This window comes from Neptuniibacter sp. QD34_54, assembly GCF_047778055.1.
Lineage (GTDB): Bacteria > Pseudomonadota > Gammaproteobacteria > Pseudomonadales > Balneatricaceae > Neptuniibacter.
In genome coordinates this window covers 634,173-648,876 of record NZ_CP180546.1, presented here as the reverse complement: position 1 = coordinate 648,876, position 14,704 = coordinate 634,173, and the positions used below count along the sequence as shown (strand labels likewise).

Annotated in this window: 15 protein-coding genes; all 15 read right to left on the bottom strand. The window is 37.7% G+C overall.

Features of this window, described 5'->3' with window-relative positions:
• Positions 1 to 2 precede the first annotated feature (2 nt).
• Positions 3 to 947 carry an NAD-dependent epimerase/dehydratase family protein gene (locus ACMXYP_RS02755; RefSeq protein WP_415883482.1) on the bottom strand — a complete coding sequence of 315 codons (945 nt, stop codon included), beginning with the start codon at positions 945 to 947 and terminating at the stop codon, positions 3 to 5.
• An 8-nt stretch (positions 948 to 955) separates the two neighbouring features.
• The gene (locus ACMXYP_RS02750; RefSeq protein WP_415883481.1) at positions 956 to 1,726 is read right to left on the bottom strand and encodes a glycosyltransferase family 2 protein; all 771 of its coding nucleotides are present in this window, start codon (positions 1,724 to 1,726) and stop codon (positions 956 to 958) included.
• Positions 1,727 to 1,736: 10 nt separating this feature from the next.
• Positions 1,737 to 2,801: a non-hydrolyzing UDP-N-acetylglucosamine 2-epimerase gene (gene wecB, locus ACMXYP_RS02745; protein WP_415883480.1), complete on the bottom strand. Its 1,065-nt coding sequence runs from the start codon at positions 2,799 to 2,801 to the stop codon at positions 1,737 to 1,739.
• 13 nt (positions 2,802 to 2,814) lie between these two features.
• Positions 2,815 to 3,918 (bottom strand): glycosyltransferase family 4 protein, encoded by a 1,104-nt coding sequence (locus ACMXYP_RS02740; protein ID WP_415883478.1) that lies wholly within the window; start codon positions 3,916 to 3,918, stop codon positions 2,815 to 2,817.
• On the bottom strand, positions 3,908 to 5,032 hold the full coding sequence (locus tag ACMXYP_RS02735) for a glycosyltransferase (protein ID WP_415883477.1): 1,125 nt from the start codon (positions 5,030 to 5,032) through the stop codon (positions 3,908 to 3,910). Before ACMXYP_RS02735 ends, ACMXYP_RS02740 begins: the two co-directional genes overlap by 11 nt.
• Positions 5,029 to 6,204 (bottom strand): hypothetical protein, encoded by a 1,176-nt coding sequence (locus ACMXYP_RS02730; protein WP_415883476.1) that lies wholly within the window; start codon positions 6,202 to 6,204, stop codon positions 5,029 to 5,031. The genes ACMXYP_RS02735 and ACMXYP_RS02730 overlap by 4 nt, the downstream gene beginning before the upstream one ends.
• 113 nt (positions 6,205 to 6,317) lie before the next feature.
• Positions 6,318 to 6,986, bottom strand: coding sequence for a PIG-L deacetylase family protein (locus ACMXYP_RS02725; RefSeq protein WP_415883475.1), 669 nt, complete (start codon positions 6,984 to 6,986; stop codon positions 6,318 to 6,320).
• Entirely contained in the window at positions 6,979 to 8,025 is a 1,047-nt protein-coding gene (gene pseI, locus ACMXYP_RS02720; RefSeq protein WP_415883474.1) for a pseudaminic acid synthase, read from the bottom strand. Before pseI ends, ACMXYP_RS02725 begins: the two co-directional genes overlap by 8 nt.
• 10 nt (positions 8,026 to 8,035) lie before the next feature.
• Positions 8,036 to 8,746, bottom strand: a complete 711-nt coding sequence (locus ACMXYP_RS02715) for a hypothetical protein (RefSeq protein WP_415883473.1) — start codon at positions 8,744 to 8,746, stop codon at positions 8,036 to 8,038.
• The gene (locus tag ACMXYP_RS02710; RefSeq protein ID WP_415883472.1) at positions 8,733 to 9,194 is read right to left on the bottom strand and encodes a GNAT family N-acetyltransferase; all 462 of its coding nucleotides are present in this window, start codon (positions 9,192 to 9,194) and stop codon (positions 8,733 to 8,735) included. Before ACMXYP_RS02710 ends, ACMXYP_RS02715 begins: the two co-directional genes overlap by 14 nt.
• Positions 9,195 to 9,196: 2 nt before the next feature.
• A complete protein-coding gene (gene pseG, locus ACMXYP_RS02705) occupies positions 9,197 to 10,300 on the bottom strand; it encodes a UDP-2,4-diacetamido-2,4,6-trideoxy-beta-L-altropyranose hydrolase (protein WP_415883471.1) in 1,104 nt (367 codons plus the stop codon).
• A 2-nt stretch (positions 10,301 to 10,302) separates the two neighbouring features.
• Entirely contained in the window at positions 10,303 to 11,001 is a 699-nt protein-coding gene (pseF, locus tag ACMXYP_RS02700; protein WP_415883470.1) for a pseudaminic acid cytidylyltransferase, read from the bottom strand.
• Positions 10,998 to 12,164: a UDP-4-amino-4,6-dideoxy-N-acetyl-beta-L-altrosamine transaminase gene (pseC, locus tag ACMXYP_RS02695; RefSeq protein WP_415883469.1), complete on the bottom strand. Its 1,167-nt coding sequence runs from the start codon at positions 12,162 to 12,164 to the stop codon at positions 10,998 to 11,000. Before pseC ends, pseF begins: the two co-directional genes overlap by 4 nt.
• Positions 12,165 to 13,181: a UDP-N-acetylglucosamine 4,6-dehydratase (inverting) gene (pseB, locus tag ACMXYP_RS02690; RefSeq protein ID WP_415883468.1), complete on the bottom strand. Its 1,017-nt coding sequence runs from the start codon at positions 13,179 to 13,181 to the stop codon at positions 12,165 to 12,167.
• Positions 13,178 to 14,704 carry a hypothetical protein gene (locus ACMXYP_RS02685; RefSeq protein WP_415883467.1) on the bottom strand — a complete coding sequence of 509 codons (1,527 nt, stop codon included), beginning with the start codon at positions 14,702 to 14,704 and terminating at the stop codon, positions 13,178 to 13,180. The genes pseB and ACMXYP_RS02685 overlap by 4 nt, the downstream gene beginning before the upstream one ends.

Below are 14,704 nucleotides of genomic sequence, written 5' to 3'. Positions count from 1 at the left end.
AACTACTCATTCCCCTTAAGACCAATCAAACCATTATTTATGGGATATTTACTCTCCCAACCAAGCAAGCGATTAGCCTTAGTAACATCTACTTCAAGATCCCCAAATAATTGTTCAGCCATATTACCCCTACCTAGTGATTTAGCTATTAGTTTCATCAAAAATACTGGAATGGGAAGTTGAATGACTTTTTTACCCAAAGCCTCAGCTATATTATTAATTAGTATTTGTGTTGAAATAGAAGGGTTATCAGCAATTACAAAGTCTTGATTAGCAGCATTTGGATGCTGAGCGCACAAACAAATAAACTCTGCCAAACGATCAACAGAAATAAAACTTCTACGATTACCAACCAACCCAAATGGCAAAACCGGCATTTTAGAAACTAGCTTGACCAACTTGCCAAAATTTCCTGGAGCATAAGCCCCATATACTAATACAGGTCTAATGATCACTAATTCAAAATTTAATTTTTTGGCTAATTGCATCAGCTGTTGTTCAGCCTCAAGCTTAGAAACAGCATAATCAGTGTGTGGATTAAATGAAGTCTGCTCATTAAAAGCTGCTGCAGAGCTACCACCATAAACACCAATACTACTTATAAATACAAAACGTTTCATACCCGCTTTTACTGCTAGTTTTGCTAACCTGAGAGTTGTCTCAACATTAACCTCTCTAAAGCAAAGTAGCGGATCAATTGCATCATCTTTTAGAAGATGAGCACGAGCAGCAAGATGAACAACTGTATCAACCCCCTCAAGCGCAGCGACTAGAGACTGATCAGATTTAGTAAAGTCAGTAATAAAACGATTAACACCTTTAGGAAACTCAACTTTATGCCTACAGGCAACATTAATTTGCCCTTCCCAAGAAGAAACTAAGCTCCTTACAAGAGCTTGTCCAACAAACCCATTAGCTCCAGTTACCAAAACATTATTAGCTGACATTATTATTTCTACCCACGTTTATCAAACAGAGAAGAAAGTTTGGATCTATATAAACCTTCTAGTGCATAACAAATAAAGCAATAACATGCATAAGGCAGGGAAAGATGTTCAATTTCTCGGTACAACTTCCACGTATATGTCGCAGCACTTCTTTTATTAGCAGAAACCGATAACTCGTGAACCCTATATTTAGCAAGTGGCTCGCTAATGGAATGCGCTTTATCGGTTTTCTTGAGAATTTTTAACCACAGCCCGAAGTCTTGACGCTTTCGGATAAGAGGCATATAAACTTTCCCAAGGGATTTCGTATCATATATAGCAGTTAGGCAACCAATAACGTTCTTTTTTAACAAACGATTATAACTTACAGATTCAGGAGCCTTAACTATTGCTTGCTCTCGACCATTACCGTCTATCTGTACATATGAAGAGAAACAGAAATCCACATTTTGGTTTAGCATAAAACTAATCTGCCTCTGCAACTTGTGTGGCAACCATTGGTCATCACTATCAAGAAAGGCAATAAAGCGGCCTTTCGCTTCTCTTATAGCCAAATTTCTTGCTACAGCAGGCCCTGAATTACTATCTAATTTGAGAATCTTTATCCTAGAATCATCGCAAGCATATTGCTCAATGAGCGCTACAGAGTTGTCAGTGGAGCAGTCATCAACGAAAATATGCTCCCACTCTGTATAATCCTGCTTCTTGACTGATTCAATACAATTTTCAATATACTTCGATGAATTGTATACGGGAGTAATGATAGATACTAAAGCCAAAACATTTACCTTATAAGCTACTTAGCACCTGAGCAATTCTCTGCGATGCTTTACCGCCCCCATAAAGTTGCTTCTCATCATCAACAGTTTTACCAAGCATCTGCTTGCTGTTTCTTAATATTAAATCAGTATTAGATCCAACAAGTACATTAGCTCCCTCATCGACTAACTCGACCCATTCCGTTTCTTCACGGAGGGTTACACAATATTTTCCAAAGAAAAAAGCTTCCTTTTGGAGCCCACCACTATCAGTAAGAACTAATTGACAATTATTTAGAAGCCACAACATTTCTAAGTATCCTACGGGCTCCAAGACATCTACATTTAAAGATAAACCTGACTCAGCTATACATTTTAATGTCCTAGGGTGCAAAGGAATAACTACTGGAGCTATATTCGCATGGATATAATTCAATGCTTCAACTATGGATTTCAAGTTGTCTAAATTATCAGTATTTTCAGCTCGATGAATGGTGGCAAGAATAAAATCTGAATTGGTCTTAATCGCAGCAGGCCTAACAGCTTTATCTGCAAACTGAACAGCGGAATCTTGCATAACATCGCCCACATTCTTCAATAAACAACTCTTACTCTTAAAACCTTCATTACATAAGTTGTTAATTGCAGTTTCAGTAGGACAAAATAAATAGTCACTGATTTGATCAGTCAAGATTCGATTTACTTCTTCCGGCATTCTCATGTTGTAACTTCTAAGTCCTGCCTCCACATGAGCCACGGGAATATTCAACTTTGAAGCTGCTAAAGATCCAGCTAAAGTTGAATTAGTATCACCATAGACCATTACCAAATCGGGTTTCCTTTCGATTAAAGTAGATTCAATAGCTGCTAGCATACGGCCAGTCATCTGGCCATGCATACCACCATGTATATCTAGATATTCATCGGGCTTAGGTATACCAAGTTGTTCGAAAAAAACACGGGACATATTGTCATCAAAATGCTGACCAGTATGAACAAGAAACTCATTTAAACCATCAATAGCTGAAAAAGCATTAGAAACAACACCTGCTTTAATAAACTGCGGTCTAGCACCGATAACTGTTACAATTTTCATTTAACTAATACTCTTACAGGCTACGATAAAAACGGATTAACTTTTTTTCTTCCACATGCCAATTATATTTACAATTAACGGCCTTCATTCCATTTACACCCATTTTTTCAGCTTCTTGGGGGTTCTTATATAAGTAATCTATAGCTACTGCTATTTGAGCTGGGTCTAACGGATCCACACAAAGCCCACACTTATTACCTTCAATAATATCTTTCCAAAGCGGAAAATTCGAAGCAATAACAGGGATACCTGCACTCATGTATTCAAACATCTTATTCGGTTGGGCATCAATATGATTTGGTAAAGGATGGAAAGTTACAATGCCAGCGAATGATTTATTAAACACCTCTCTAACAGCATTACGATCCAAAGCACCTAAGTAATTAACCTGACCCCAACCATTCAGCATTTTCAAATGATTGAGGTAATTATCGGTCGAGTGCCCTCCAAGAAATAGAGTAACTGGATTCTCTGTGAGTGCTAGCCCGTTGACAACTTCATTAAGGCCTCTTATCTCAGAAAACGATCCAACAAAGCTTATGGCATTTTCCTTATTATTCCAGGTACATTTATCGGCTGTAAGCTCACCAACATGAGGAAAGTTATTGATATCTATGATTTTTTTAGAAAATGGCTTTAATGCTTCAAGTATAAATGGAGTAGCAGCAACGACCCCATCCAGCTTCGATATAGCCTGCTTTTGATAAATTTTAAATATATTCGATATAACTTTCTTTGCAAACTCACCCAAGTAAGGCTTACTCAGAATCTGTTTTGGTACATCTTCATGAGAATCGAATAGTACCTTTTTCCCTCTTTTTTTTAATTTTGTTGCAACTGGCAGGAGTTCAGGGTCATGGATATGATAAACATCTGCATCTTGCACAATAGCCTTTTTGTAAATTCTATTTGTTGCAAATAGCATTCTCTTTAGCCTAGAGGAACTTTTACCAACATCATAAATACTGACTCCTTGAGCGATCTCGTTTCCTAAGCCATCAGCGACCAGCAAGCTAACATCGTACCCAAAAGAAACTAAGGAACTGCACTCTTTTGAAAATATTCTAGTATCAAATCTTGTGTGAACAGACGTTAGATGACAGATTTTATAAGTCATTATACACCTTCAACAAAACTCTCTCTTGTGCTTCCCAACAGAACTTCTGACGATTTTCTTCAAGCCGCTGGACAAAAAGGGCATTATCATATTTAGATAAATCAGTTAACGCATCTAAAAAGCCCTGAACATCGTTACTCTTAGCCACCACCCCTAATCCATTAGCATTAATTATTCGCTCAAGTTCAAACAATTTTGAACTAAGTACTGGAATACCAGCCATCAAGTATTCGAAAATTTTATTAGGAGAGCAAAATCTATGATTAAGGCAATTATCTTCATAAAAAATAACTCCAAAATCTGCAGAGCATGTGTACTGAAGGAGAACATCAGGGGATACTGCAGGTAAAACATAGATATCATCCACTCTTTCAGCAAATTCAATGATTCTGGCTTCTAGTGGACCATACCCCATAAATACTAGGGCTATGTCACCTTTTTCATAAGACTCAAAGGCAGATAACAAAATATCTATCCCTCTACCTGTAGAGAACCCACCTTGGTAGAGTAATATTTTCTTTTCTTTAGTTATATCGAGTTGTTCTCTAATTAAGTCTTGGTCATATGGCACAACGTAATTAGGGCAATTTAGAACCAACTCTGGCTTCTCTATACCATAAATCCTCTTATATTCAGAGGAAATAGATTCACTCACCGTAATAGTCTTATCCACAAACCTCAATAAAAATTTTTCAATAAATCTTAATAGAGGTTTAAGCTTGTTGGATAACCCTTTAATTTCAGTTTGGTATTCATGAGAATCATACACAACTGAAACAGAGGAATTGGAAATAGCTTTTAATAGTATCCCCATTGGCAACGTATTCAAATCATTACAATGAATAACATCGAAGGAATTCTTATACTTCCACAAAACCCTTACGATAAATTCAGCATATTTAAACAGCTGCACAATTCTATTCTTAGACCAAGTCCTAGATTTTAAATTAACCCTATGGACATTGAACGCATCATTAGACTCATATTCAGGTAATGAATCTGAATGTAAAGCAACTACTAAGACCTCATGACCTTGGAGAGATAAGCTGCGTGATGTTTTAATAACTCGACTGTCATTTATAAAGTCATTAAGAACGATTGATAAAACTTTCAAAACTTCCCCTTGCTTAGGCGGTCGATAAATGAGTTAAAACAAGAAAGTTGCGGCAAATAGTTACATCCACGAGAATCTCCACAATATTTAACATCCATTAACTCGGCGTCACCTATATCTTTAACTATCGCGATCCCAGCTTCTTTCTCGTATTTATAGTAACCTTCCCTAGTTCCACCTAACTTTAGTTCTTGATCTAAGAATATTGTAGTTATACCTAAATTTGCTGATTCAATAGCCACAGAGCTATTATAAGTCATATGCAAATCAACATTCTGCAGTACCTCGAAAAGTGGCATTTGATCATACTTTACTGATAGGTCATATGACTCTTTTCCAAAGAATTCTTTTATTAAAGAAAATATTTCTTCCTTTTCTGGATACTGGACTGGGTGAATCCTAAAGATCCAATTATGCTTTGACCCACTCTTTGCTATTTCTTCTAATTTTTTTGGCCACAAGAAATTCCTCAAGCTTTGACCAACATCTTTAGATTCTCGTTCTAGGCCCCATTGCAAGGTATACAAAACTGTATTGTATTTCTTGTTGTCCTTTTTTATCGCGTCATTTCCAAATTTAACAAATGAAGGGTTACCAATTACTGTTGTTTTAATTCCTTTATCTAAACACCATTCATCTACAACTGCCTTACTATTGTTATCCCACAATAAATATTCACTAGGCAATTCAGCCTTGTTAATTGCCTTACGATATTCAGAGCCATAAGATGGGTGTTCAAAGGAAATGACTCCATGCTGCAAATCAGCGATTGGTACGCCCAATTGATTAGCAGCCAAGCACAATTCTTTATTAGGAAAGATTGCAATGATATATTTACACTCAGATTCTTTAATAACTTTTTTCCAGAAAGATACAATACGTCCCTTGCAAAACTTTTCGGCCAAAATGGCTCGGCTATAGCCAACCTCAATGTCAACAGCCTGATCTGCACATTTATGAGCTACCAATTTAGAAAATGGCTTGGCAATAACTTGAACACTTATATTTTCAGTTATTAGTCCTTCCCTTACAGGATCAGACAGTACCGAATAATATTTGCCATTAATTTTGGTTGTGCAGTGAGCATCTCCCCTTATAATTAGAACCGTAGTTTTTTTAATTCTGGCCCTTTCTTTTTGGATTGCTGATTTCAATATATCTAGTCGACTCAATCGATTTTCCTATAATAGATCTGCACAAAACACTAATTATTATAAAAACCTAGAAACAAGGCCAGTCAGTTACACCCACTAATCTAGACTTGTAAAAATAAATTTAAATTAATCTATTTTATATATCTCAACAAAACAAAGGCCTCAGCATAAGCTACGCCCACGGTATTTCCTCTATACTTTGAAAGGTTTATTGTGTTTTCAATGCTACGGCTATGAGGTGGATCTCGCATCTCTTCCTTATAAGCGCTCAACGATTCCCTTTTTTTATCAATAAAAGGAGAGATATCCACAAAAACATTTGGCAGAAAAGGTGGCTCGTTTAGTGTTTGCCACTCAGTACTTGAAAGCACTTCAAAAGCATATATTTCCTTAACTTTATTCCAAGGCTGAGGCCTTGATGCAGTCAATACAGCTTGTTGTGTTAAACGATGATCGACGTTCAAATCTCCGCCATGGTGTGTATATATAATGTCTGGCTCAATACTTTTTATCTTGCTTTCAATACATTTAACTATATCCAATAATGGGACACTATCCATTTGATTATCAGGAAATTCTGCAAAATCATATGATTCAACTCCTAGGGCATTTGCAGAAATTTCAGTGGCTATCACCCTATTATTTTTGTCTTCATCCGAACCTAATCGAGCACCAATTCCATCAGTTAAAAAAAAGAGATGTACAATATCTCCAGACTCAACATGCTTTGCAAGAGTACCAGCACATCCTAACGCTTCATCATCGGAGTGAGCAGCTACAACTAAAACAACTTTACTCATCAAAAAGCTCCCAGCTGGTAGGAGTACCTCTTTTAACAGGAACCTTGAGTTTCTTGCCTATTAACTGATCGTAAAACTTTGGCTTTAACCCCATTCCAGGCCTTATTCGTCTGATATCTAATTCTGTAATCTCTGCTCCTGCTGGCAAATCATTTACAAAATAGATTGAACGCCTAAAAATTGCATTTGCCTTTTCTGCCTCTTGCCTTTGATATCCAACCTTCCCTTGTGCAAGCCAACAATCACGCGCCCCAGCACATAGAGCTTTAAGCTCCTCCGGTTCGATTGAAAAATCGCTATCCGGGCCTTTATCTTCTCGACTTAGTGTAAAGTGTTTTTCTATTACTTTTGCCCCCATCGCAACAGCTGCGATCGAAACGGTAGTACCAAGCGTATGGTCGGACAGACCAGGAATAATTTTGTAACTTTTCTCAAGTTCGCTCATTTGCTTTAAATTAGCTTGATCCATTGGTGCAGGGTAACTACTTATACAATGGAGCACTACTAAATCTTTATTGCCCTCTGCTCTAACAGCATTTACAGCTTCTGTAATTTCTTCTTTAGATGCCATACCCGTAGACATAATTATCGGTTTACCAGTCTTAGCTATATATCTAATCAGAGGAAGGTCAGTAAGTTCAAATGAAGCAACTTTATAAGCTGGAGCATTCAGTTCTTCTAGTAGATCAACCGCAGACTCATCAAATGGCGTAGAAAAAACTGTAATTCCTCTTTCTCTTGCATAATCAAACATGGCTTTATGCCATTCGAACGGTGTCTCAGCCCATTTATACAAATCATACAATTTGTATCCATCCCACAATCCTCCTTTGATAAGAAAATCATCATCATCGCAATCGATAGTCATCGTATCAGCTGTATACGTTTGCAATTTAATTGCATCCGCCCCAGCAGCTATAGCTGCATCGATAGTTTCAAACGCCCTATCCAAACTACCGTTGTGATTTGCAGATAGTTCAGCGATTATGTAAGGAGGCTGGTTATTACCAATTTCTCGACCATCAATTACGAATGCCATTTTATATACCTTAAGATGGTTTAACTTTTCTAATTACTACTTCAGCTTTGATGGCTTCATCAGAAACCGATGCGTTAACAAACTCATATCGATACTCACCATGATCAATGAAGGCATGTGGATACCCTTTTGCATCTAGCATTCTAATGTGATCATATAAATCTTCTATTTGACCTTCTATCGGCATAAGACTTTGTTCAGGTGTTCTTCTAGTAAACAGCGTCACCTCACCCTCCTGGTTAACTGGTTCAGGGAAAACACCAATCATCCATTCAATGATTTCGAAAGAAAGACAACCCGCACGCATATAAATTTCTTCAGCACGCCCTGCTAATGACAGGTCTTTTTTTACATAAACTGGACCGGCATCCATTTCTTCAACCATCTTAAGGGCTGTCAATTTAGTTGAAGTTTTACTGTCTTTGATTAGATTCTGTAGAGGACTTCCACCACGACCATAAGGTACATCAGTCATATGGAAGCAAACACACTCTATCTTTGACCAAATGCGCTCAGGAACAATCCAATTCCAGTGCAAAAAGAAGATGTATTTTGGCTGGAGCTTATCAAGTAGGGTTTCAAGCTCGTTTACATTCTCCACCCAATGCCAATCGTGCTCTTCGTGCTTTAGGGATAGTTTTAAAAAATTATCATAATGCCATGTTTTACAGCTTGCGATAACCAAGTCGAACTTAGAGAAGCCTTTATCAGATTTTTTCATAGGTTAAGTAAAAGCAATTTATTCCATTGTGCGCTTTGATACCTTTATTGTTAAAGCCCAATTTTAAAAATGTATTCAAAGACCTATTATTATCTACTTTTACCATGGATTTAATAATTTCAACATGTGTATCTTTGTAAATTTTCTCTATACCTAACTTTAGAATACTCACACCATAGCCGAGCCCTCGTTTACTAGGTGCTGTATGAATATCAACCTCAGCAGAGTTATCATTTGATAGCGTAAAACGTATTTGGCCGACTGGTATTTCGTTAAGTAAAGCGATGTAGATTTCTATGCTCGCAGAAGCTAGAGCCCTTTTGAACCAATTATGATGTTCACTAATCTCAATAGGATCACTATTAAAAGCTTGCTTTCTAACCTCCTCGTCATTTGCCCACTCAAATAGCATCCACACATCTTCTTTAGTTGCTTTTCTTAGATACATGATTACTTCCCAGACGATTCAGAATTCTTAACTTTACCAATTGATTCTATTGTATTTATTACCCTTGCAGCCCCTTCTCCGTCACATATTCTCGACGCATTTGAAGACATCACGCTCAATTTTTCATTATTTGTCATAATGTCATTAATAGCACAATTTAGCCCTTTAACATCTGTCAAAATTGCAACGTATTCTTCATGTAAGACTGTGGCTATTAATCTCTGATTATCTGCTGTGACCAACATAATAGTAGGCAAGCCTAAGCAACACCTTTCCCAAGATGTTGAACCTGCTGCACCTATTGAAATATCGGCACTATGCATTAACTCAGCCATATTATTCACACCAACCAGAACCGTCGTTTCACACTGCAGTTCATTGGCTAACTCCCTTATTGAATCCAACCAAGGAGCTTGAGAACCCATCACTATTGATAGTTTTAGCTGAGAGATATGATCTATTTTTTTTATTTGCTTAAGTACTTCGCCCGTATAATTATCTTTATCGACACCGCCAAGATTGATTAGTACATGTAGTCGATCCAATCTCGTACTGCTTTTTTTAGCATACCGCCATTTGGAAAATTCCGGCCTCAACAAGGCATAATGTGTACCACATAGGAGAGCGCATTTAGCAGGTACCAACGGTTTGTAATCAGATTTATTCCTACCAAATGTTTGATCTAACAAGATATCACAGTCATGCCGACGATCTGCTAAATCATCAATGACCATAATATTGCTTACTAATGCGCTAATCGAGCTTTCCCATTCATAATCCAAAGCGTAATGATCAATTATGAGCCAGTCAGGTTCGAAACGCTGAATAAAAGGTAAACTTAAAGCGGCATCTTCTGCTTGGTTACGCCCTAGCCATGACGAGTGAGCTAGACTTCCGATATCAATTACAGTTGACATTGCTAAAGGCAAAGAATGTACTAAATATCCACGCTGTGAAATAAGCTCTATCAGATTACCGTTATGTTCAGCACAAATAAATCTGCAGATTGCCCCATGACGCGTTAGTGCTTCTGCCAGTGTCAAACAACGCATAACATGCCCACTACCCATGGTAATGGAAGAATCAACTCTGAAGATAACTTTCATTATCAACCTTTAGCTAATTCCATAGCTTTGAACAACCATTCAGCACGAACCCAGTCTTCTTCTGTATCAATGTCTTGTACATAATGCCTTGGTAATTTTATAGGGGCAGACTCAGCTGAGAAGATAGCCTTCTTACTTAACCATGCGTCTGCAGTACCCCAATAAAACTGACCAGCGTCATGTAAAGCTTCTTCAAGATCTTGAGAGCGTGTTTCATACAAATCGGGGTTAAACATTGTAATTCTTCCATTCCCCAACGTCTTAATAGCTCGCTGGATAGGAAATGGGAATGTAGTTACTGTAAAAGCATAATCTATGCTCTCTTTACTAGTAACAAGGTCATAGCCAGATTGAATATATCGATAATCAATAAAAGGAGCTGTAGCGTAAAGACAACAGGCAAACTTCACTTCGCCTATATTTCGTTTAAACCATTCCACGGCATGACAAATAACGGGCACTGTACCAGTATAGTCATCCGACAAATAATCAGGCCTCATAAAAGGCACATCTGCACCTAATTTTCGAGCAATATCAGCTATTTCTTGATCATCTGTTGAAACAATAATTTTATCAAAACAATCGCTTTTTTTCGCAGCCTCGATAGTCCATGCAATCATAGGCTTACCACAGAAAGATCTTATATTTTTCCGTGGTATACGTTTACTACCACCTCTTGCAGGAATGATAGCAACATTCATACTTCTATAGCCTTAGCTAATGCACTAACCACTGACAATTGATCTTCTTCACTCATTTTGGGATATAGAGGAAGGCTTATTGCTTCTTCATAATATCTATCGGCCTCAGGATAAACACCAATCTTGCAGCTATACTGCTGTTCATAATAAGGCTGAGTGTAAATCGGTATGTAATGCAAATTGACCCCTATCCCTCTATCCCTTAAATACTGAAATATTTCCCTGTGTGTCTTATTAGGTATATCAACTAACCTCAAACGAATAATATACAGGTGAAATGACGAATAGCATGAAGAGTTTTGTTTAGGGGTATCTAATGCCATTCCTTTGAGGAGGCTATCGTACTTTTCTGCAAGATAATGTCTACGTGCAACAAATTCATCCAATCTAACTAATTGGCTTATACCCAAAGCAGCCTGTAATTCAGTCATTCTGTAGTTATAACCTAAACAGATCTGCTGATAGTACCAAGGCCCTTCTGTTTCCTTGGTCATCAATTCAGGATCACGGGTAACACCGTGACTACTAAACAAACGCATTTGATCTGCTAGGTACTTATCATTAGTCGTTGCAATCCCGCCTTCTGCAGTAGTAATAATTTTCACTGGATGAAAACTGAAGATGGTTATATCGCTATATTCACAACTGCCAATTTTCTTCCCTTGATACTCACCTCCAATTGCATGCGAGGCATCTTCAATCACATAAAATCCATATTCGCGAGATAAGCGCCTTATTGCTTCCATATCACATGATTGCCCACAGAGGTGTACTGCAACTAATATGTTTGGAAGACAATTATCAATCTGAGCTTGTTTTAATTTGTCCTCAAGCGCAGTGACACTGATATTGTAAGTTTCTGGATCGATATCGACAAAATCGATATCCGCTCCGCAATATAGACCGCAATTTGCACTTGCGACAAAGGAGATAGGAGTTGTCCATAACACTCCCCCCTCTTTCAGGTCTAGAGACAAACAAGCTATATGTAAAGCAGAAGTAGCGCTATTAACTGCAACACCATAATTTGCGCTCGTATACTTACAAACGGCCTCTTCAAATGCCGGCACCTTCGGCCCTTGAGTTAAGAAGTCAGACTGTAAAACCTCAATGACTGAATCAATATCATCTTGGTTAATATCTTGTTTGCCATAAGGAATCACTTACACGTCACCCATTTCATCAAGCATGTCATTAAATGCCTCATGACTGAGCCATTCATTATTATTACCTGAGTGATATTCAAACCCATGAGAAACGAGCTGACCTGCTTCTCCTAATTGGTTAACAGAATAATCTGATTGATGGGTAAATTGTATCGTAGGACATATCACATAGTGATCATCAAATTCCAAAGTTAGATGAGAATCATCAGCAGGACACATAATCTCATGTAGCTTTTCACCAGGTCTGATGCCTATAATCTTATGATTAAGGTCCGGCGCCATGGCTTTGGCTAGCTCGACTACAGCCATAGAAGGAATTTTAGGTATAAATATTTCACCACCATACATTCTTTCAAAGTTTTTAAGCACAAATTCGACACCTTGACGCAAAGTAATCATAAAACGCGTCATATCAGAATGTGTTATTGGAAGCTCTTCCACCCCCTGCTTAATTAAACTATTAAAAAATGGTACGACAGAGCCACGCGACCCCACCACATTACCGTATCTAACAACAGAAAAGCGTGTTCTCCGTTTCCCCACCATATTGTTGGCTGCAACGAAAAGTTTATCTGAAGCTAATTTAGTAGCTCCGTAGAGATTAATAGGATTAGCTGCTTTATCTGTCGAAAGTGCGATCACCCTATCTACATTATGCTGTATAGCTGCTTTAATAACGTTTTCAGCACCATGAATATTGGTTTTTATACATTCCATAGGATTGTATTCAGCAGCAGGTACTTGCTTCATAGCTGCAGCATGAATGACATAATCAACCCCATCCATTGCTTCTATCAACCTCTGCGAATCTCTAACGTCGCCTATGAAATAACGCATACAGGGGGCATCGTAAGTTTGCTGCATTTCAAACTGTTTAAGTTCATCTCTAGAGAAAATAATGATTTTCTTGGGATTATATTTCTCTAAAATGATCTCTGTATATTTTTTTCCGAAAGAACCAGTACCACCAGTAATTAAAACTGTTTTGTTATCAAAACCTTCAAAAAAACTCAAAACGTTCCCCTCTCAGAAACAAATTCTTTCACAGAATCATAATTATCTAAAATCAGCTTCATTTTACTAAAAATTGCACCAAGCTCACTTTGTAAAACTATACGTTGTTTATCCAATATTTTACCCGATTGCTGGGCAAAATAGTTGGCATTGAGCGAAACTCTTAAAGCTGCACTCCAATTGCCATCAGCATTCTTCTTAACCTTAACAGGCTGCCCTATATGGCATATAGTCTTTGCTATAGGATTATCAAGAATAGGAGATAAATCTTGATATAAGGCCTGATAAATTATCTTAGCGTCATTTAATTCTTTCTTTCCGTCTTCCAACACGAAAGTCTGTATTGTCTGATTGAATATTGAATCTTGCTCTGTAACGAGCGATACACCTTTATCCTCTCTAACCAAAGAGAAGCAATCATAGCTAGATATAATTTGATCTAGTACTTCATGGAAAATTTGAACTGATGCCTGAAACCTTTCTTTATGAACAGCTGAAAAACGAGTCATCTCATATAGCGCTGTCTCCCAACGCAATAAAAGCCCTACGTTGTTTCGCTCTGACGGCAAAGAATTAAAAATAGCCCACCTAATCGGAAGCTCACTTCTGGAAAAGTAATCTTCTATGCCTTTAGGGATGGAGGAGTTATTGGTCACAAAACGATCTCGTACAGATTCTGGTACCAATAAAGCAGATGAAAAAGGAGCGCCAGCATAAAATTTGGAGCCTGTTATTATTACCATGCAATTTGCTGCAAGTAACAATCTTAAGCTCTCATTTGACATCCTATACTGACAAGCATCTACAACAACATCCAAATTTTCTGAATATTTTTGCATTAGCTTTTTTATCGAATAAAAACAAGGCGATATAATCCCAGTTTTTGTACGATAAACAAGATGCAATAAGACACGCCGTCCTCTAGCAGTTGCAGATTCAATTTTGCTTACAACGTCCTTTAAAACGTCATCAACTGGCACAATTGAACCATTACTATGCCTTACTGATACACTCTCGAGTTCGATATCGTGTTTTTCAAATCCAGCAATATAGTCGCCCTTTGTTGCAGACTTCCCACTAGGGGTTGTAGAAGATGAGTGCCTACCACTGGCCGCAAATTCAATACCTGAACCGACTTCATCACGGGCAACAAGTATATTTGATACAACAGGATTTTTTTCTATAGAAGCCAGCAAGCTTATAAGCTCCATATCTGTCCCAGAGGGACCTAGAGCTATGTCAACTGAATCATCCAAGCCTATATATGAACGAAGCCTATCCCTAACATTTTGAAAAGGGTCGGATAGATCATCAAGTTTACAAACTCTGTCAAATATATTTCGGGCATGATTATAAGCATCAAAACTCACCGTTGAGGCGGTTGATGAAGAATAAGAGATATGCTCATAAGGGGTTGGGCTGCAACCATACAGATTCAAAAAAGAACCTTGGATAATATCAAGACGATGATCGCCTCCCGATCTTATTATCTCTTCGAAACCTCTATTCTCTACCAAGTTCAA